At 46.8% G+C, this 20,227-nt stretch carries 18 protein-coding genes; 12 read left to right on the top strand and 6 right to left on the bottom strand.

From position 1 onward, the window contains the following. Positions 1–19: 19 nt before the first annotated feature. Positions 20–607, bottom strand: coding sequence for an RNA polymerase sigma factor (locus CRO74_RS23440; protein WP_097129486.1), 588 nt, complete (start codon positions 605–607; stop codon positions 20–22). Between the two features lie 155 nt (positions 608–762). On the opposite strand from CRO74_RS23440, the gene CRO74_RS23435 reads away from it, so the two are divergent. The 5 genes from CRO74_RS23435 to CRO74_RS23415 all read left to right on the top strand — a co-directional run bounded on the left by CRO74_RS23435 (position 763) and on the right by CRO74_RS23415 (position 6,689). Continuing rightward, positions 763–1,209 carry a hypothetical protein gene (locus CRO74_RS23435; RefSeq protein WP_097129484.1) on the top strand — a complete coding sequence of 149 codons (447 nt, stop codon included), beginning with the start codon at positions 763–765 and terminating at the stop codon, positions 1,207–1,209. Between the two features lie 80 nt (positions 1,210–1,289). Beyond that, on the top strand, positions 1,290–3,584 hold the full coding sequence (locus CRO74_RS23430) for an ATP-dependent helicase (RefSeq protein WP_097129482.1): 2,295 nt from the start codon (positions 1,290–1,292) through the stop codon (positions 3,582–3,584). A 71-nt stretch (positions 3,585–3,655) separates the two neighbouring features. After that, positions 3,656–5,269, top strand: coding sequence for an OmpA family protein (locus tag CRO74_RS23425; protein WP_097129480.1), 1,614 nt, complete (start codon positions 3,656–3,658; stop codon positions 5,267–5,269). 113 nt (positions 5,270–5,382) lie between these two features. Continuing rightward, on the top strand, positions 5,383–6,249 hold the full coding sequence (locus CRO74_RS23420) for a transglutaminase domain-containing protein (RefSeq protein ID WP_097129478.1): 867 nt from the start codon (positions 5,383–5,385) through the stop codon (positions 6,247–6,249). Positions 6,250–6,251: 2 nt separating this feature from the next. Continuing rightward, positions 6,252–6,689 (top strand): hypothetical protein, encoded by a 438-nt coding sequence (locus CRO74_RS23415; protein ID WP_097129477.1) that lies wholly within the window; start codon positions 6,252–6,254, stop codon positions 6,687–6,689. A 70-nt stretch (positions 6,690–6,759) separates the two neighbouring features. On the opposite strand, the gene CRO74_RS23410 is transcribed toward CRO74_RS23415, so the two are convergent. Then, positions 6,760–7,695: a DUF8428 domain-containing protein gene (locus CRO74_RS23410; RefSeq protein ID WP_097129476.1), complete on the bottom strand. Its 936-nt coding sequence runs from the start codon at positions 7,693–7,695 to the stop codon at positions 6,760–6,762. A 372-nt stretch (positions 7,696–8,067) separates the two neighbouring features. Here CRO74_RS23410 and CRO74_RS23405 point away from each other — a divergent pair, with 372 nt between their 5' ends. Both CRO74_RS23405 and CRO74_RS23400 read left to right on the top strand, forming a co-directional pair. Next, positions 8,068–8,883 carry an Fpg/Nei family DNA glycosylase gene (locus tag CRO74_RS23405; RefSeq protein ID WP_097129474.1) on the top strand — a complete coding sequence of 272 codons (816 nt, stop codon included), beginning with the start codon at positions 8,068–8,070 and terminating at the stop codon, positions 8,881–8,883. Between the two features lie 64 nt (positions 8,884–8,947). Beyond that, entirely contained in the window at positions 8,948–9,808 is an 861-nt protein-coding gene (locus tag CRO74_RS23400; protein WP_097129472.1) for a pirin family protein, read from the top strand. Positions 9,809–9,862: 54 nt separating this feature from the next. Here CRO74_RS23400 and CRO74_RS23395 read toward each other — a convergent pair whose 3' ends face one another. Next, positions 9,863–11,128: a DNA polymerase Y family protein gene (locus CRO74_RS23395; protein ID WP_097129471.1), complete on the bottom strand. Its 1,266-nt coding sequence runs from the start codon at positions 11,126–11,128 to the stop codon at positions 9,863–9,865. A gap of 120 nt (positions 11,129–11,248) precedes the next feature. Here CRO74_RS23395 and CRO74_RS23390 point away from each other — a divergent pair, with 120 nt between their 5' ends. Continuing rightward, positions 11,249–11,962, top strand: a complete 714-nt coding sequence (locus tag CRO74_RS23390) for a LexA family transcriptional regulator (protein WP_179830282.1) — start codon at positions 11,249–11,251, stop codon at positions 11,960–11,962. 464 nt (positions 11,963–12,426) lie between these two features. On the opposite strand, the gene CRO74_RS23380 is transcribed toward CRO74_RS23390, so the two are convergent. Then, a complete protein-coding gene (locus tag CRO74_RS23380) occupies positions 12,427–12,636 on the bottom strand; it encodes a hypothetical protein (RefSeq protein ID WP_097129468.1) in 210 nt (69 codons plus the stop codon). A gap of 1,494 nt (positions 12,637–14,130) precedes the next feature. Between CRO74_RS23380 and CRO74_RS23375 the strand changes: the two genes are divergently transcribed. Then, positions 14,131–14,388: a hypothetical protein gene (locus CRO74_RS23375; protein WP_097129466.1), complete on the top strand. Its 258-nt coding sequence runs from the start codon at positions 14,131–14,133 to the stop codon at positions 14,386–14,388. Between the two features lie 807 nt (positions 14,389–15,195). Here the strand turns inward: CRO74_RS23375 and CRO74_RS31705 are convergent. Then, the gene (locus CRO74_RS31705; RefSeq protein WP_179830281.1) at positions 15,196–15,351 is read right to left on the bottom strand and encodes a hypothetical protein; all 156 of its coding nucleotides are present in this window, start codon (positions 15,349–15,351) and stop codon (positions 15,196–15,198) included. 129 nt (positions 15,352–15,480) lie between these two features. After that, positions 15,481–15,702 (bottom strand): hypothetical protein, encoded by a 222-nt coding sequence (locus tag CRO74_RS23365; protein WP_097129462.1) that lies wholly within the window; start codon positions 15,700–15,702, stop codon positions 15,481–15,483. 340 nt (positions 15,703–16,042) lie between these two features. Between CRO74_RS23365 and CRO74_RS23360 the strand changes: the two genes are divergently transcribed. From CRO74_RS23360 to CRO74_RS23345, 3 genes are all read left to right on the top strand, one after another. Continuing rightward, positions 16,043–16,810: an SseB family protein gene (locus CRO74_RS23360; protein WP_097129460.1), complete on the top strand. Its 768-nt coding sequence runs from the start codon at positions 16,043–16,045 to the stop codon at positions 16,808–16,810. Between the two features lie 362 nt (positions 16,811–17,172). Further along, on the top strand, positions 17,173–17,448 hold the full coding sequence (locus CRO74_RS23350; RefSeq protein ID WP_097129965.1) for a hypothetical protein: 276 nt from the start codon (positions 17,173–17,175) through the stop codon (positions 17,446–17,448). Between the two features lie 700 nt (positions 17,449–18,148). Next, positions 18,149–20,125, top strand: a complete 1,977-nt coding sequence (locus CRO74_RS23345) for a hypothetical protein (RefSeq protein ID WP_097129456.1) — start codon at positions 18,149–18,151, stop codon at positions 20,123–20,125. Positions 20,126–20,227 lie beyond the last annotated feature (102 nt).

The following is a 20,227-nucleotide window of genomic DNA, read 5'->3' as shown; positions in this document are numbered from 1 at the left end:
CCCCCGCTTATTGACGTACTTACAATAATTCCAGCAATCGTTTTTTGCCGCGTAAGTACTGCGTTCGTGAGGTGGTTTCACTTATGTTCAGGACATTCCCGATTTCTTCGTGGTCGTATCCTTCGAATAAGTACAGTGATAACACCACCCGGTACCCTTCCGGCAGTTGCTGCATCGCCCGCTTTACCCGCTCAACTTCCAGCTGTGTACCTTCTTCATCGTAAGGTTCAGGGTCGGCATAATCGGGGCCGTCATCCTCGCCCAGCCGATGCGACTCCAGATCTACCAGTTCCAACCGCCTTGTACGCAAATGGTTGATGGCCCGATGCACCACGATCTGTTTCAGCCACGCGCCAAACGTACTTTGGCCCCGAAACGAGTTGATATGGCTGAAAGCGTCCATGAAAGCCTCCTGCAATACATCTTCGGCCTCGGCCTCGTGGTTCACAATCCGCAGGCAAACATTATACATCGCCTTCACGTATTGCTGATACAGGTCATACTGCGCTCGTCGCTCACCCTGTTGGCAGCGTTTGACCAGGTCGGCATGACGGTCCGGATAAGGCGGTCCGACTGGTGCACCGTCGCGATTTCGGTTCGATTCCAACAGATTCAGCGTCTCGGGGTGGTTTTAGGTTGTTATCGAAAGAAAGAGGCAGGAATATCTGAAATGTTGCACAATAATTCAGAAAAAGTCAACGTTTTTGCAACCGCTCGGCTTAGGGACTGTTTTTCTGTAACTTACATCAGCAAATCCGTCTAATGGCTATGTACGAGCAAAGTTACAATTCGCCCTTTCTGGTTCATGACGATGGACCTAATGCTCCATTGGAACATCAGTTTGCCATAAGTAAGCTAACCATTGAATTAGGAGTGCTGTATTATCACAAAAAGACAATAGTGCTCATTCCACTACCCGAAACGCCACTAAACGAAGGGCCGGGTCATGCGATACCGGATGTCATTCTCTATGACGCTGTAGCTGAAGACACAAAAGTGATTATCGAGGTTTGTCAGAACAACGGGCAAAAAAATGATCTGAAGAAAGTTATCCACCTCATAGAAGATAATGAGTACGGCATTCTGGAAGGCTTTGTCTACAACTACAAAAGCCGCGAGTGGTTTCGCTATCGAAAGGGCGACGGTGGGGCGGCAACGGCTTCGTCTGTTTCAGACGTAATGGGTATCGATATGGGTGGGTTTGTGTAGCGTTCGGTCCGTTCCCGTCTCCACCCCAACCAAATTTTTTCGTACTTTTACTTGTTATAGAAGGAAGAGATACGAGCCGAATGGTTGATTATATTCAAGGATTAAATGACCCCCAGCGGGAAGCCGTGATGCACGGCAGCGGCCCGCTGATGATTATAGCCGGAGCGGGTTCGGGAAAAACCCGCGTGTTGACGTACCGCATTGCCCACCTCATCGAAACCGGCGTTGACCCGTTCCGCATCCTATCGCTGACGTTTACCAACAAAGCGGCTGGTGAGATGCGGAACCGGATCGAGAAGGTGGTCGGGACCGAAGCCCGCAACATCTGGATGGGTACTTTCCACTCCGTTTTTGCCAAGATTTTACGCATCGAAGCCAAAGCCATCGGCTATACCAGTAATTTCTCCATCTACGATACGGACGACTCCAAGTCGTTGCTGCGCAGTATCATAAAAGAGATGGCACTGGATGATAAAGTCTACCGGGTCAACAGCGTTTTTAGCCGTATATCCGGCGCCAAAAACCGGCTTATCGGACCGGAAGATTACATCAATAACGCGGTTATTCTGGCAGATGACGAATCGGCCCGGATGCCGCACATTGGCAAGATTTATAAACAATATGCGTTGCGCTGCTTTGCGGCTAACGCCATGGACTTCGACGATCTGCTGTTCAACACCAACGTGCTGTTCCGCGATCATCTGGATATTCTGCACAAATACCAGCACAAGTTTCAGCACGTGATGGTCGATGAGTTTCAGGATACCAACGTTTCGCAGTACCTCATCACGCGCAAACTGGCAGCCGTTCACCAGAACATCTGTATTGTGGGCGACGATGCTCAGAGTATTTATGCCTTCCGGGGAGCCAACATCGAGAACATCCTCAACTTTCAGCGCGACTACGGCAAAGAGAACGTCAAAATCGTAAAGCTGGAGCAGAACTACCGCTCCACCAAGACGATCGTAGAAGCCGCAAACTCCATCATTTCCCGGAATAAAAACCAGTTGGAGAAATCGGTCTTTACGGCCAACGAAGACGGACCGCTCATCGATCTGATCAAAGCCTCGTCGGATAACGAAGAGGGGCGGCTGGTAGCCTCGTCTATTTTCGAAGCCAAGATGAACGAGTCGCTCACCAACAACGACTTCGCCATTTTGTACCGGACCAACGCACAGTCGCGGGCGTTTGAAGAAGCGTTGCGGAAAGTGAGCATCAAGTACCGCATCATTGGCGGTCTGTCGTTCTACCAGCGGAAAGAGATCAAGGATCTGATTGGATACCTGCGCTTCACGGTCAATCAGCAGGACGAGGAAGCTTTCAAACGGATCATCAATCTGCCCAAGCGCGGTATCGGCGATACGACCATTGCTAAACTTAGTGTCATTGCGGCCGAAAAGCAGGACTCCATCTGGGAGATCGTCGCCAATATTGGTCAGCACGTAGCCGGCCGCTCAGCGATTCCCATTGAAGGCTTTGCAAACCTGATCAAGAGTTATATGCTCCTGCTCGATCAGAAAGACGCCTTTGAAGTGGCCTCGCACATTGCCAAAACATCGGGTTTGCTTAAGGAACTGTACGATGACAAAACGGTGGAAGGTCTGGCCCGGTACGAAAACGTACAGGAATTGCTGAACGCCATCAAGGAGTTTGTCGACAACCCGGATAACGAAGAAAAAAGCCTGAGTGCGTTTCTCCAGTCCGTTTCCCTACTTACCACGGCCGATGAAAAAGAAGAGGATGGCGACAACGACAAGGTGACGCTGATGACCATCCACGCGGCTAAAGGACTTGAGTTCAAGAACGTCCATATTGTTGGGCTGGAGGAAGACTTATTCCCGAGCCAGATGATGCTCGAAAGCCGCAGCGACCTCGAAGAAGAGCGCCGTTTGTTTTACGTAGCCGTTACCCGCGCCGAGAAACGTCTGACAGTCTCCTATGCCGAAACGCGTTATCACTACGGACGACTGAAAATGTGCGAGCCCAGCCGGTTTCTGATGGAGATCGACCAGAAGTACATGAAACTGTCCAAACTTCGGTCGGCACCGAGCCGGTCGGACTTCGACCGGCCCGAGCGCGACCGCAGTGAAAGCACCTCGTCGGGTTCCATGAGTTTTGTGCGGTCGCTGGCGCAAAAAACCGCCCGTTCGCAGGCACCCCAGCCAACCGTTTCGCACACGCCCTCTTCGGACTTCGCGCCCACCAGCACAGCCGAGTTAGCCGCTGGCCAGCGGGTTGAACACGCAAAATTCGGGTTTGGCACGGTTAAAGCTGTGGATGTGAACGGTACCGAACGGAAAGCCACCATTGCCTTCGAAAAAGCGGGCGAGAAGGTGTTGCTTTTAAGCTTCGCGAAACTGCGCGTGGTAACGTAGACATAATGGCATACAAAACCGCCAATTCTTAACGTTCTTCTGAAAGCATCCCACTATCCTTCATACCATCCATGAATGTTTCCGGTGCCGTTGCGGCCTGCTTCTTACTGCTTGTCTCCCTATTCGTTAAGGGCCAGCCGAAGGCGGATTCGACCAACGTTGAAAACCTCGGTAATCAGGTCAACTCAGAATACAACGAGATTAACCCGACGATTTCGCCGGATGGGAAGACGCTGTATTTTGCCCGCATCAGCCACCCGAACAACACCCACGGCACTAAAGGCAGTCAGGATATCTGGTTTTCTGATCTCGACGCGGCCAGCGGAAAATGGGGACCTGCCCGGCGCATGGGGTTTCCGCTCAACAAAGACGAATACAACTGCGCTTATAGCATTACGCCCGATGGCAACACCATGCTCATTAAAGGCCAGTACAACAACGGCAATTACGAAACACGTGGGTTCTCCCTGAGTAAGAAGACCACTTCGGGCTGGTCGCCCCCGCAAAAAATGGACATTCCCGGCTACGTGAGCATGAGTAAAGGGCAGTTTGACTGCGGGTTCATGTCGGCGGATGGCAAAGTGCTGCTGATGGCGTTCAGCGAAAAGAAGAACAGTAAGGAGGATGATATCTATGTGAGTTTCCGTCAGAAAGACGGATCGTGGAGCAAACCCATGAATCTGGGCGTGGAAGTCAACACGAAGTTCACCGAAACAACGCCCTTTCTGGCTCCCGATGGCGCTACACTCTACTTTTCCAGCGACCGCGAGGGCGGACAGGGCAGCAACGACATATACGTATGTAAGCGGGTCGATAAAACCTGGAAACACTGGTCGAAGCCGGTTAACCTTGGCTCCAAAGTGAATACCGATGGCTACGATGCCTATTTTACCCTGAGCGCAACGGGTGATTATGCCTATCTGACCACCTTTAAAAATACACTTGGCAAAGGCGACATTGTACGGGTAAAACTAACGGATGATACACCCTCCGATCAACCCGGTAAAGTGGGAGGTAGTACAGATGTAGCAGCGAATACCGATGTTACTCGACCCGATCCGGTGGCCCTCATCAGCGGTAAAGTAGTTGATCAGATTACGGGTAAACCCATCGAAGCCCGGATTATTTACCAAACCCTGCCCGACGGTGCCGAAGCGGGCGAAGCCACTTCTGACCCCATTACGGGCGAGTACAAAATTGTGCTGCCTTACGGCCAGCGATACACCATGAGGGCGGTGGCCAAAGACTTCATCGCCGAAGGGGCTAATATTGACTTAACCCAGCCTAAGGGCTATCAGCAGATTACGGATAAACAATTGAAACTGATTCCGATCGAAGTGGGTAGCATTGTTCGGCTGAATAACATTTTCTTCGACACGGGCAAATCTGAACTACGCCCCGAGTCCGGCCCCGAACTCGACCGTCTCGTAACAACGCTGAACGAAGCGCCCAAAATGACCATCGAAGTGCGCGGACATACTGATAATACGGGTTCCAAGGAAATAAACGCCAAACTGTCGCAGGACCGGGCCGACGCCGTTCGGGAATATTTCATCAGTAAAGGCATCGAACCCGACCGCATCGCCAGCAAGGGATTTGGCGAAGCGAAACCAACGGCGACCAACGATACCGACGAAGGTCGCCAGCAGAACAGGCGGGTGGAGTTTGTTATCGTCAAAAAGTAAAGTAGTTTTCAGCCTTTTTCCGACTCAAACTACGGTTTAGTCTCAACTATACGCGTGTATTCGTGTTAGAATACCAACAAACCAAACGTCTCATCTCACTATTATACTAAGCGATGCAACTCAACGCTGGCTGTGAACTCTCGTTTCATGCCCAAACGCCAACCCCCCTTATTCTGATGCTCCGTCCTAGATCGGGAGCCGGTCAGTGGATCATTCGGGAGGAATATCAGATCACGCCCGCCGTCAATGTTACCGAATTCACCGATATGTATGGCAACCTCTGCCAGCGGGTTGTTGCGCCGGAAGGACCTTTTTCCATTCATTTTTCGGCTACGGTACAAACCGCCGATGTGATCGACACAGCCCCCGGTGCCCCCTATACCCCCGTTGAGGATTTGCCGGATGACGTGCTCCATTATACGCTCCCCAGCCGGTACTGTCAATCCGACCAGCTAGGCGAATTAGCCGCACAGATTACAAAAAATGTAGAGCCTGGTTATGATCAGGCCGAAGCGATCAGAAAGTGGATTCAGGAATCCGTTACGTACCAGTATGGAACCAGCGATGCCAGTACATCGGCAATGGACACGGCAGCCAGCCGGATTGGCGTTTGCCGTGATTTTACCCATCTGGGTATTTCTCTGTGTCGTGCGTTAAATATTCCGGCCCGTATGGTCGTTGGTTATTTGTATCAACTCGACCCGATGGACCTCCATGCCTGGTTCGAAGCCTATATAGATGGCCGTTGGTTTACCTTCGACGCTACCCAGGCCAAACCGCTTGGTAACCGAATTACGGTAGCTTACGGACGAGATGCTGCCGATGTGGCGTTTACAACCCAGTTTGGCGCCATGACGCTTGACCAAATGAAGGTATGGGTTGAGGCCGCCGACACAGACCCGAATGAAAGTGAAAAAAAAGCGGATGACGCGCCAACCCTTTCAAGCTCAGTAGGGTCTACGAATCAAACAATGAACTAGCTATGAAAAAACGACTGCTTTTCTGCTCGTTTGTAGGGATACTGACAGCATGCCAGCGTGAAGGGGATATTCAGCCAACCCTCACCACGCTGACAGGTGAAGTAGTCGGTACTTACCGCACCAATTTTTACCTCGACCCCTCCATTGCCCTTTCATCGGGTCAATTGCCGTATGCGGAGATAAAGGCAGAATCAGACAGTACGGTTACTCTGGTCATTCATCGGCCTGCCCCGGCCCAAACGGACTGGACTATTCAGCATGTTAGTCTGAGCCGTCAGTCAACTAATATACAACTCAATGTTGGCAGTTCAACCATTGCTACCTTACAGAACGACCGGGTTTTTACCAGTAACGGAATGGAAAAAGAGGGAAAGCTTTTACGCATTACACTACAGGATGGCTCCGAAAGCACACTTAGTTTTTCAGGTGCTAAGCAATAGAGCTAAATACAACTCATAAAAAAAAGCGTGATGCCGCCGGGTATCACGCTTTTTTTATAAAATCAGGCCCTTAACGAACAGCAAACTCACCCGAGCCAATCCGGAAACCTTCCGAATACAGTTCAACGGTATATTTACCAGGTTTGTAAGGAATCCCCCGTGTGTACAGTAATTCGACGCTTTGGCCATTACTGGTATAATTAACCGTCTGCTTGGTAGTATAAATGGTTTCGTTGCCATCTACCGTGAACGTTCCGGAACCATTGGCCATGTCTGATACAACAGCCCCCGTTGGGTCAAGCACCCGAACAAATACATCTTTGGGTTCTTCTCTTGTCAGCGGGTTGTCCAGCAGGGTGTAAACCAGTTTGATTTTATCCAGACGCTTGGCCTTGTACGAGTCGTCGTCTTTCACCTTTCCTTTGGCGTTCACCGCAAATACTTTTACGTTCTGGGCTTTCAGTGCAGCAGCGCGGGTAACCTTCGTCGAAAGTTCCTGATTTTGTGAAACCACCGTCGTTACGGAATCGGCCAGCCGCTGGCGTTCCGTTTTCAGACCACTGTTTTCTTCGTCAAGCACTTTAACATTCGACGCTAAGGTTACGTTTTCGCGTTGCAGATTAGAAATGAGCGTATCTTTTTCAACCAGAAAAGCCTCGTATTGCTTTATCTTCTCCTCGTACTTGGCCAGTGAAATTCGGTTACCTTTCCGCAACGCAGCTTTGTCCTGCTCCAGTTGAACCTTCATTTTCTCCAGTTCGGTAACGTCACCGCCTAATTTCTGAACTTCAGCAATTTTAGCATCCAGCGCGGTCGAAATAGAATCTAACTTAACCCGGGTCGTTGATAGCTCCTCTACACGCTCCGAAATTGTCACTTCCTGATTTTCAGAAACTTTCTTCTGATCGAAGTACAAATAACTGGATACACCAGCCAGACCCGTCATGATGATAAGGGCAGCCAGCAGCGCGCCGTTAGTTTTTGACTTTTGCGGATTATTTTCCATTTAAAATTTTCAGTTTAACTATTGAACATGCACAAACTTTGTCAAAAAAGCCGCTTTCGCGGTTGTGTAGAGGTTGTTACATCTGATACTATTTTTAATAAAAAGGCGAAAACTCGCCGATACGATTACCTAACAGGCTGTTAGTTGAACGTCCTCATTATACTCCGTATTGCCACATACAACGGCGAGCATTTTGAAAATGTTTTTAATCCAATAGCTAATTGCATGAAAACCAGCCACTGATAATCAATCAAATCTACCGCAAAATAAAGAAATTCTACCCAGATGGCAGAAAAAACCTCCTGAACGGGCCATTTCTACAACCTGCAACATCTCGAACAAACAGCGTGTTGTCAAGTAAAATAAATCCCCATGCCAGAGCTCCCGGAGGTCGAAATCAGACGGCAATACCTCGAAACATCGTCTTTATATCAACCAATCAGCCACATAGAGGTTGAGGATAAAAAACTCCTCACTACCGATCTGGCTACCCTGCACCAGGCCCTTATCGGGCGGCAATTCACGGGGACTCGCCGAGTTGGTAAAAATCTGTTCGTTTTGACCGATGCGCCCGATGTGATTGTTCATATGCATTTCGGCATGACCGGCGATCTGGAGTATTACCATGCTTCGCTCGACCGGCCCCGATTTGCCCGCATCGTATTCGAGTTTACCTCCGGCTTCAACCTGGGATTTCTGTGCCCCCGAAAATTTGAGCGCGTTGGTCTGGTTACGGATATAGACGCGTTTTTACAACGCAAAAAGATTGGCGATGATGGCCTCGACATTTCGCCGGAAACACTGAGTGATCGTGTCCGCCGGAAAAAAGCCTTTATCAAACCGGTATTGCTCGACCAGAGTGTAGTTGCCGGATTGGGCAACTGGATTGTCGACGAGGTGTTGTTTCAGGCGTTCATCCACCCCGAACAACGCGCCGACACCCTCACCGACGGGCAGATGAGCACTCTTCATGAGGCCATCCGGCTGGTGCTCGAAACTGCCATTCGCTACGAAGCCACCTACCGCGACTTTCCGAACTGTTTCCTGATTCACGTGCGTGAGTGGGACGATTCTCCCTACGATGATGTGGAAGCGCATAAGTTTTGCCCCCGTTGCAAAACACGCATCGAACGCTCCGTAGTGGGTGGCCGTACCACGTTCTTCTGCCCAAACGAGCAACGCGTTTAGCAGTGTCCCAATGAACTAGTCACCAAACTAGTTGGTTTCCAAATTACATGTACATACACGTATTATGGCAACACAACGCACAATTTCAGCTATACGGACGGCAGCCCCAAACAGTGTGGGTGACGGGTTCATTGGGTTAAATGCTTTCCATCCGCAGGGGTCACGGCCTTTCAATCCTTTTTTATTACTGGATCACCACGGCCCCATGCAGGTTCAGCCGTCGGAGCGGCCCAAAGGTGTCGATCAGCATCCGCACCGGGGTTTCGAAACGGTAACGATCGTGTATGAAGGTGCCCTCGAACACCGCGATTCTGCCGGCAACAAAGGGAAACTTTTCTCGGGCGATGTGCAGTGGATGACGGCAGCTTCGGGGATTATTCACGAAGAGAAACACGAACGGGAGTTTTCGCGGCAGGGTGGTCGGCTCGACTTTGTCCAATTGTGGGTCAACCTGCCCGCCAAAGATAAAATGAGTCTACCGCGTTATCAGGATATTGCGTCCTCCCGAATTGCCACAGCTACCTTGCCCGGTGGTGGTCAGTTACGGGTAATTGCGGGCGATCTGGCCGGTCTGCATGGCCCGGCAAACACCTTTAGCCCGGTTGTTGTCGCGGATTTAACCCTGGCCAGTGGTCAGTCCGAAACGCTTTCTATTCCGGCTACGCATAACCTGATGGTGTATGTACTGAGTGGGCAGTTAACGATTAACGGAAGCAACCTGGACCGGGGGCAGATAGCCCTTACGAACCCCGACGGCGACACGATTACGGTATCAACCACCACGGGCACTAAAGCTCTTGTACTGGCTGGTGAGCCCATTCAGGAGCCGCTGGCCGTGTATGGTCCTTTTGTGATGAACACCCGCGAGGAGATCATGGCCGCTTTTGACGATTTTCAGAACGGGCGCATGGGGTCATTGAACTAAGCTGGTTTTTTGTCGCGTGGACACTCAGGCATTGACCATCTGTGCGTCCACGCGTTATAAATCTTTAATATTGCCGAACCCGATCACATCTTTATAGACCGGATTGTCGCGCAGTTCAGTAGCTCGAACCAGCTTATCGGTACCAAATTTCGCCTTGAGGTCATAGAGCGTTTGGCGAAACTTCCCTTTTCGGTCGTCATTTTCAAACAGGCTCAATGGCACCACTTCGGCCGGAATAAAGCGAAAAACGGCCACGCACATACTCCGCAGGTGTTCGTTCAGCACCGGCTCACAGCGATGCGCCAACTGAAACTTTTCCAGTCGTTCTTTGATAATGCCGTATAGCTCCGGTCCGTCCTGTTTCGGCTCGTTAAATCGGGCTTCGTAGTTATAGGTTTTGCCGTTATGGTACCGGCAGGAGAACGACATATCCTGGCAGAAAACACCTTTCTGTACCATCCGGCGTTCGAGCGTGAGGCAGAGCGATTGCAGGAGTTCGTCCAGGCGTTCGGGCGTGCTCCGCTGCTCCTGCGAAATGGTACGCATCGCCGACATGCTTTTATTATCCGGGCTGGTGTCCAGATCAACTTCGCCCCCAAAGTTGAGCCGGATGTGCCAGTGCCAGCCAATGATACTCTTACAAACGGCCCGCAGATGATCCGGCGTGGCATAACGAAGCTCAAGCGGTGTACGCACCCCACCTGCTTCCAGCCGGGCAGCCATGCGGTGACCAATACCGGGAAGATCGGTAAGCGTAAGGGTTTGCAGCACGCTATCAATCGTGTCGGGGGTAATGATGGTCAGGCCATCCGGTTTTTGAACATTAGAAGCCAACTTGGCGAGAAACACATTCGGGGCAATACCGATTGAACAGCGCAGCCAGTCGCCTACCTTTTGCCGGATAGCCTGTTTAATGGCCACCGCCGTCTGCGACATGTCTTTATAAACCAGTTGGTAATTGGTCAGGTCGACAACCGCTTCGTCGATGCTCTTCGGCACAACATCATCGGAAAAGGTGCGTAAAACATCGATAATCTTTACGTGGTATTCCCGATACCGGCCGGGGTGCGTCTCGATCGGCACCAGTTCCGGGCACAGCACGATTGCCTGATCCAGACGCATGCCGGTTTTTACACCCCGTAACTTGGCTTCTATTGACGGCGCAATTACACACCCGTTCCGACCCGTATACACACAAACGCCAACCGGCCTTCCCCGCAACCAGTAATTATCCTGTTGCTCGCAGGAGGCAAAGAAACTGTTCATATCCACAAATAGAACAGTTGGATGCCTTTGGGTAAAAAGTCGATTACGATTCATTGTTTTTGGGTAAGAAAGTGACTTTTGGTGCGGATTGTCGTTTATATTTTGACTATGTTTGTTGTAATACAAGCGCAATATATTTGACTTGTATTATAATCACTAGTTATCCTTACGGCAATGGCCGAAAATTGTTTAAAAAAAATATCATCCCCCGTGACAATCCAGGACAGACTGAAGCAGGTTTTTGATGCCCTTGGTATAACTATTTATCAGATAGCCAAGGAGTTGGGCGAAAACCCATCAAAATTTTACAACATCTTGAACGGCAGAGCAAAGCCTTCTTACGACACGATCATGAGTCTGCTGGCCTGTTATCCACAAATCAGCGCCGATTATCTGATTCGGGGGATCATGCCCGTCCTGAATTCACCACAAGCGAATGCCCGGCTTCTTTCTGCCGACGACGACACCATTGAAGTTCCATTCATACCGGTAAAATTTTACGCCACCTTCGTCGAGAGTTTCGCCGAAGGCATTCACTCGACCGATGTCGATTCCTTTCGGGTACGGAAACCCATTGTGAAAGGCCATAAGAACTCGGTTGTCCTGGAGATTTCGGGAAACAGCATGAGCCCGCAGTTGGCGCATGGTGCTAAAGTGCTGGCTATTCCCGTCAGCGAAAACAACTGGGAGTACCAGTCAGGGGGTGTTTATGCGGTGATGTACCGTGATTATTTCGTGGTAAAGCGCATCCGGGACAATGAGCTCTTAACCCGCAAATACCTGACCCTCCACTCCGACAACCCCAACGGCGGCAACGTAACGGTGCCCTTGCAGGACATTCGCGGCCTTTGGAAGATCGTAGCCATCGTAGAGGCACCAGTGGAGTAACACCTGGTTAAGATTGTTTTTAATTCCCGGCGAAAAGGTTTTTATAACCACAGAGGCACAAAGCGCACAGAGATTTTCAACGGTAGGATACTTGCCTACCGTTGAAAACCTCTGTGCGCTTTGTGCCTCTGTGGTTATACCCTTTTATTAGCTCCGCCCTGTCTTTTGATGAGCTTATACTACAACAGTGCTTTTAGGTATAACCGTATAATTGATTGAGGTTGAAGAACGATGTATTTATCCTTACCAATAGTATACCATTCAGAAAAAAGATGTATACTTGAGTGCGATTAGCAGCACTGCTGACTTGCATAAAATTACTCTTAACGCTTAATATCAAGCGCTTCACTATCAGAGAGTTAATATTAAGCGAAGTTTCGCCCTTGTATTTGTTGGGTGAACCAGCCATAATGGGCTCGTTAGGCGGGTTACCTGCGACAGTGAAGCCGCCCCGACAGGCAAGCTTAGGGTTCGTTGGGTAGCTTCCGGTCGACAGGCCAGCCGCCCCAGGGGTTTACTTTGACCGGCGGGGTCAGCTTGCGGTCGACAAGCCAACCGCCCCACAAGGGTGCTTGGACAAAGCGGATAGCGTGCGTTGTTGAGCTTCGCGCTTTGGCATAGAAATAGGATTGTGCGTTGTTGTCCGCTCCGCGTGGGCAGGCTACCTGTGACAAGAAGCCCGTCCCAAAGGAAAGTTGGCAGCCCAACCAAACAGGTGTGTAAAGGTCGGCAGTACGTATATTGAGTCAAGTTATGCCCTCACCATCAACACCTGTGGGCGTTGGGTGAACCAAACATGATGGGAGTCATGGGCGGGTACCGTCCGACAGGGTGCATGGCTCGACAGGTTAGCTTGGGGCTCGTTGATCGGGTTGCGGCCGACAGAGTAAGCCTCGGAGTTGGGCTGCCTTGAGCAGCCTGGTCGGGTTGCGGTTGACAAGCCAAGCGCCTGAGTTGGTCAACGTTGACAAGCCTGGTCGGGTTTCGGTCGACAAGCCAACCGCCCCTCAAGGGTAGTTGGGCAAAACGGATGAAGTGCGTTGATCAGCTTCGCCCGTCGGTGTAGGAATCGGTTCCCTGCGTTGTTGTCCGCTCCGCGTGGGCAGGCTACCGCTGACAAGACGCTCGTCCCGTAGGAAAGTAGCAGCCCAACCAAATGAGTGTGTAAAGGTCGAAAGTACGTTCCTTTCAGTTGAGTTGCTCGCCCACCATCAACACTCATGGTCGTTGGGTGAACCGGCCAAGTAGTGCTTGTGTGTCAGCATTTTGGCGACAAGTCGCACGGCTTGAAGGGGCAGCAGTTAGCTTCCATTACGGGGTTCCGTGCGACAGTTTAAACGCCCCGGTTGTGCAGGTTTTGATTTGCGGGGCGGGTCTCGGTTGACAAGTCAAACTCGGTGGTAAGTCATAGTACATTTAGTAACCCAAAGTTCTTTATCCCTAAATGAGTCACATCAGAGTTGTATATGTCCTAAACGGAATAGCACTGAGCTTGTTAATTTATTGGTTCGGTCGCGTAGTGTATGCGATGGAAACCGAAGGTGGAGAAATGGGAAGCGGAATCGTAGTTTTTGGCTTGTTATGTTACGTAATCTGGCATGTATCAATCCTATTTCGAGCTTCTAATAATTTAGCTAAATTCCGTAAAGACTACAATTTTGATATAGTGAGGTCTGGTGAGAGGCTACTTCTATTGACGTTTTTACCTTGGAGTTTTGTTTTGATGCTTTGGGCTTGCAATACATAAAAAACACCGTAGTGCCAAGTTTCGGGCGACAAGCGGCACGTCCCCGCAGGACGGTGTTCAGCCCAACCAAACGGGTGTGTAAAGGTTAAGGTACGTTCGTTCAGTCAAGTTTCGCGCCCACCATCAACACCCGTTGGCGTTGGGTGTTCACCCAAACATGCTGCGCGATGCAATGCCTGATTGTACTAAGTCTCACAGGTCACGACTCACATGCTACGTTGGCGTTAAGCGGAGTTGTGTTGCTCTACTTGCTACGTGTCCGGTTGCTCTATGTCTCTTAGGGAATAGAGTTATCTATCAGGATTGGCGCGGGCGAGTAGAACGGTGAGAGTGTGCCATTATGAGTAATAGAGTATACTTTGTAACTTATATATATGGGCGCTGAAGCCTAAAATCCCCTACACTTAAAAGACCAAAAAAAATGGGAAAATACGAATCTACTATGCTTTCAATGCTATTTAATAACCTTCACCACATTAGGGCGCAAAATGATGTAATACTCGCCAATCAGCAGATATTGTTGTCAAAATCCGAATCTACAGACCTTAAGGCGCTAAGAGATCATCAGCGCAATATCATTTTTGAGAAGGCAAAAGAACATTCGGAAATGGAGCTTGATCTAATCGAAAATAATACTCTCGGAGAAGATTTATCAGATTCCGAGATTCCTCTATCTTAGCCTTTGTGGTTAATTTACCTTTCATTGTGCTGATATTTAGTAGTTTACCTGCTCTAATATCGCACATTTACAAACAAAATCAAACAGAAATAAACAGGCAAGCAGTAGTATTTTTAAGGATTCTTGGAAATACAAAAAATAGTTATCAGCTTTGAATCGTTTTCTAATCTATGTTACGTAATGCAACGGGAAAACGCATAACCTCTTTACTATAGTACAACATTGTAGCTTTGGGGTTACGGTAAATCTTGGAAATCTCCTTTAGGGAAGCACGATTGGTACTCGTGCTTCTTTTTTTATATACTTTCATCTCTATCTTTGCCACAAGGCAAACATGACGTTAAGCAGGTACCAAATGCTTAACTATTAGCATTTTGTTGATAATCATCCAAGATCGCCGTACTGAAAGGCAGCTATGTTTTGGGCGCTAACCCTCTAGGAGCACCTCATTACTTTTGGCTACCCTCTCACGGCAGACCCTGCTAATTGCTACGGCTTAACCCCCGTAACATGACCCCGGTCAACTTACTCAGCACCCACCTTGAATGGTGGCAACACAACTGGTTTTTTGCGTCTATTATTAGTCTTGTTAGCTTAATTGTTACACTTATCGTTGCGCTCAAAAGTCCCGAAAGTGCAGAGTTATTCTACAAGGATGATAAAAGACAGTTACGCGTAAAGTACAAAAGGTAAAGAGTTGAAAGGGCGGTTCGGGAGGGAGTTCCGTCCTTTCTTGATTTTAAATCAACCCCTCTAATATCGCACATTTTCGCACAAAATCAAACAATATCAATCACTTTCCTCTTTTTAATCATCCCCCAACACATACCCCAGCACCCTTTCATAAATCGCCATGTTACTTTCCCACTCCTCTTTCGTCATAGGCGTATATAGGTCTGCGGGGAGCGGTTCAGGCTCATTTGCCGCGTCGGTGCGGGCGGAAGATAGTTGTTCATCAGTCATAGCTTATTGTCTATTTTAGGGTAAATCCAACAGGGTACAGAGTGTATGTGTAGCTGTTGCACCCAACAATTGAAGTGTGGAAAGGCTCCCTACGGTCGCCATCACACTTCAAGGCGTTGGGTGTATGAGTCAATCCCAACGTTCGCCGTAAATTTCTGCCTCTTCGTCACTTCCGGCTAAAGGTTCGGGGACATAAGGCTTTTTCATCTCAAATACTGCGAACTCTTCAAGTCTCCACTTTTCTGCGTGCAACTGAGCTTCTTCGTGGGTAGAAAACCAAACAAAATATCCAAATGGGTCACTCAATACGCTTGCATGTGGCGATGAGGGCTTCTCAATAATGATATACATTTCTAAGTGTAGTTTACCGCCGACAGGCGGGTAGTGAGTTAGTCAATCTGTTTACAGCCCAACGAAACAGGGGTGTACATGGCTCCCCTGCTTCGCTTAGGATATTACGTCAGCCCCTGTGCGTGTTGGGTGTGAGTCCATAAATTAACTCACAAGGCAGCGTTCGGGCGACAGGTTGCAGGCAACAGCGGTCAGGTTTTTGGCTCGTTCGGCGGTTTTCGGCTGACACAAGATACGCCCCGATTGGGAAGGTTTTGAAAGTTTTCATTTTTGGGTATCCTGCGACATTGGGAATACCATGAGAAGCGAATAATAAAGTATTCACAGTCTGACTAAACAAATGGGACTATTTGATTTCCTGAAAAGGAAGAAAGACAATTCTACTAACTTCAACGAAGTTCTTAAGGAACAGAATGATACCTTGAAGCCAATTACTGATTACATAGGAACAGAAAAAAGTAATGACGAATCTCTGAGCAATAGAAATTTTATAGATGATTTGATTGGAAGTTTTAAAGCTAAAGATCAGGTGATAGATGCTTCTTTTGGCTTTGTTCAATTTCAAAATGCAAATCAACCCCAGTTGTTTCTGTCGGTGGGTTTGACCGGTGATGAGGAATCTGTCAAATCTATGACGTGGTTCATTAAGTCCATATACTTCCCAGAGACTACAATTCAGTTTGCTTCAAATCTGACAAATAAAGATGTTTACGACTACATAAAGTCAGATAGTTTTTCATTTTACAACAAGGATGAGAATTTACAGCTGGAGCAAAAATTAATGAAAAGTTGGTTTGAACCAAGGAGGTACAAAAATGACCTTGTGGAAGAAATTAAAAAGAGTAAACTAATCGCTCTATTCAAAAATTTCGACAAAGAGAGTCAAATAATAGACTTTCAAACATATGTCAGAGAAGACAAGGAGTTTGTTCCTCTATTTTCCGATAGAGAGATGATTAGAAAAAGTGGTATGACTGAATTACCCCCAGGTTTGACTATTGTGGGGTTCGACTTCGAAAAGATAAACGAGGTGTTGAAAGGTGATTTGGAGAATCAATTTTTTGTCTTAAATCCAGGAACTGCTTTTGAAGTAGCATTTTATGCTTGAAGTCGTAATCGCTCTGCGCTGTCACCTTTCGGGCGACAGGCAGCACGTCCCGAAGGACAGTTGGCAGCCCAACATGATGAGTGTGTAAGGGTTCAGGTACATTCGTTTACTCGAACTTGTGCGCCCACCATCAACACTCATGGTCGTTGGGTGAACCGGCCAAAATGGGAGTCAACTTCCAGCTTTCGGGCGACAATTTGAACGCCCCGCGTGGGCAGGTCTGGGCTTACATTTCGGCGTTTCGGGCGACACAGGAAACACCTAGGTTGGGCAGGTTTGGGTTTCCATTTTTGGGGTTGCGGCTGACAGGCCAACCGCTCCTCTAGATGGAACACAACTAAATGTTTAACGCTAACAGAATTATGTTTTTAAGTAAAGACTACTCTCAATTCACACTTGACGAATTATTGGTAGAAGAGAAGAAAGTAAAATCACAGCAAATTCCGTTTGCGTTGTTGATCGGTTTTGTGGTTGGTGTTGCTTTCATGGTTGGTGCTGCTTTCGTGTCCGCTAAACACAAATGGGGATTTATTGTTGTCATTGGTTTGTTTGCTCTTGCTATGTTCATCAGCTCCAAGTATTCAAAAAACCTAAAGAGCATCCAGGAAGAAATAAGTCGTAAGAAAACCGTTCGTTAGTTCCGCGTGGGTGCGTGTCGGGCGACAGGCAACAGGCCGCGAGGTCAGGCCAACAGCCCAACCGGGCAGGTGTGTAAAGGCTCCCTACGGTAGCCATCAACACCTGTGGGCGTTGGGTGAACCGGCCATAATGGGCGTCAAAGGCGGGTTACCTGCGACAGGCCGCACGGCTCGGCAGGTCAGCTTAGGGCTCGTGGGTCGGGTTTCGGTCGACAAGCCAAGCGCCTGAGTTAGTCAACGTTGACCAGCGTAGGCGGGTTGCGGTCGACAAGCCAACCGCCCCTTAAGGGTAGTTTGGCAAAGCGGATAACGTGCGGGGTTGAGCTTCGCCCGTCGGCGTAAGAATCGGTTCCGTGCGTTGTTGTCCGCTCCGCGTGGGTGGGTTACCGCTGACAAGACGCTCGTCCCGAAGGCAGGTCGCAGCCCAACTCAAACAGGTGTGTGAAGGTCGGAAATACGTGTATTGAGTCAAGTTATGCCCTCACCATCAGCACCTGTGGGTGTTGGGTTCGGGTCTAAAAGGGGTGTAAATGGCAGCGTTCCGGCGACAGGCCGCACGGCTCGACAAGGAGGATATTTGTGAGTTGGCCGGGTTTCGGTCGACAAGTTAAACGCCCCAGTTAGGCGAGATTAGATTTATAGGCCGGCGTCTCGGCGACAGGACAACCGTCACCAAAGACAGGCTTGAAAAAATACAGCAATGCAAAATACGCACTTCGTATTTTATATTGAAAGTGCGGTAATCAGCGAGTTGGTGGCAACCGCAAAAAAGCAAACTACCGAACTCTTTGCGATATTAAATATAATTTCAATCGTTAACTCCAAAAAAATGAAGAATAAAGCATCATTATTGGCGATTTTTCAATTGTTTTTTACTTTAATTTCTTTTTCCAAAGAATTAATCTATTTAAACAAAATTGAAGCTGAGCAAATAGTACAAAATATCCCTAATTTTAATCAAATAAAAGTAGTTCTAGCAAACATAAGAATAAGGCATGAAAATGATTATACAGTTGGTAGGATAAATACTGTTGGCTTAGCATTAATGAAAGATAATAAAAATAAAATAAGTAATTCAGAGGTTATTGGGAAATTATATTCTGGACAATTTGAGTATAGTTTTTCAGATTTTAATGAGTTAAAAAACAAAAAATTAATTTTTAAAAATATTGAAAACAAGACAGACCTTGCCTTGGTGTTTTATTGCTTAAAAAATAGATTGGTAACGAATAGTTCGTTTCCCAAAGATATTCCAACATATAATGTTTCAGAATTAATTTATGATAAACAGAATAAAGTTATAATGATGTTCTCAGAGATACCAATTAAAATTGGTTTATATGAATTTAATTATATGAAAGAATTGGGAGTTGAAAAGGAGTTCATTAAGAAAATTTTTGATCTACACAAAAGAGATAAAATATGTCTTGAAGGTCATTCTAATATCCAAGACAATTGGTTAATTCAAAATTATGACGCTGTAAAAGTTTTAACATCTTTTGCAAATTATTTCGGAGACGACAACGAATGTAGAGCATTTTTAAATTCAAAATATACAAAAGATTTAATAAGACATGACCAATTAATTGAAATCACATCTAAATTTCCTCAAATATTTGAAGCTGTACCACCAAGATATTTTGAAATGAACAGATTGAATAAAGAAAAAATACTTCAAGATTTTTTACTTTCAAAAAATTTAAACTTCAATAATTTATCTAAAAATCAAGATTTAATTGATTTGTTCTTAAATGTTGGTGTTTATCATGATGATGCATCTTTATCAAAAACAATAGAAAAATATAAAAGTAAAGGCAATAAATATGATACTTACAGTTATAATGAATATGCTTACAATATTGAAGGTCTTGTTGTAAATATGGAAGATTACCTATTACATTTTGGTTTTTACGATGACTCAAATTTTGACACTAACAAAATATTATTAAGGTTAAGTTGTACTTTTAAGAACAAACAGGAATTTGAAAAATTTAAGATAATTTTTCAACATTTTGATTTAAGCGATTATAAAGCTGGCAATACTCGTTTTTTTAAAAATTCAAATAGATTTGTTGAACAAAGAAATGGAAAAGATTTCATTAATATGTGGGGACACCCACCGTATGATGGTTTATTAGAAATTAGTGAAAACAATAGTCTAATCTCTTTGTATAATTATAGGGGAAATTCTACACCTGCATTTAGTTTAAATAAAAATAAGTTTTCCTCCGTAACAATCAAAGAGTTAAATCAATTTGAATATGAAAAATTAGAGAAAACTTATAATAGAAATGTGAACTTTCTATCTAGCTTTAACACCCCTTTTGAAGTTTCACGCTCTTCAAGTAGTTCATCGAACAGCTCGGATTATTCAATTTCAAAAGACAATGATACTCAAAGCCGATTCAATAGTTTTAAAGAGTCTTTTGAACTAAAGTTTGTTGAAAACATAAAAAACAGCAATTCATTGCTATCGATCTTACCAGGCAATTCTTACGATGGAAAGTGCCCTTGTAATAAATATAAACTTAAAGTGGGAAGTTATTTTTTCGGAAGATCCTATGATTTATATGAAGATTCTGACGGAAAATGGTGGTTTTTTGATTTGTTCAAAGATGATGGACCATTTAAGAATTATGAAGAATTACAGAGGTTTCTATTTGTAAAAAGAAGGTAATAAACGTGATAATTTTATACCAATAAGAAATAAATAATAAAAGCGGCATTGACAAACATGGTATTTAATAAATACTGTCAAACGGGAGTATTTGAATTTTTG

This window comes from Spirosoma fluviale, assembly GCF_900230225.1.
GTDB lineage: Bacteria > Bacteroidota > Bacteroidia > Cytophagales > Spirosomataceae > Spirosoma > Spirosoma fluviale.
The sequence above is the reverse complement of the archived record's forward strand: the minus strand, read 5'-3'. Positions and strand labels throughout refer to the sequence as shown.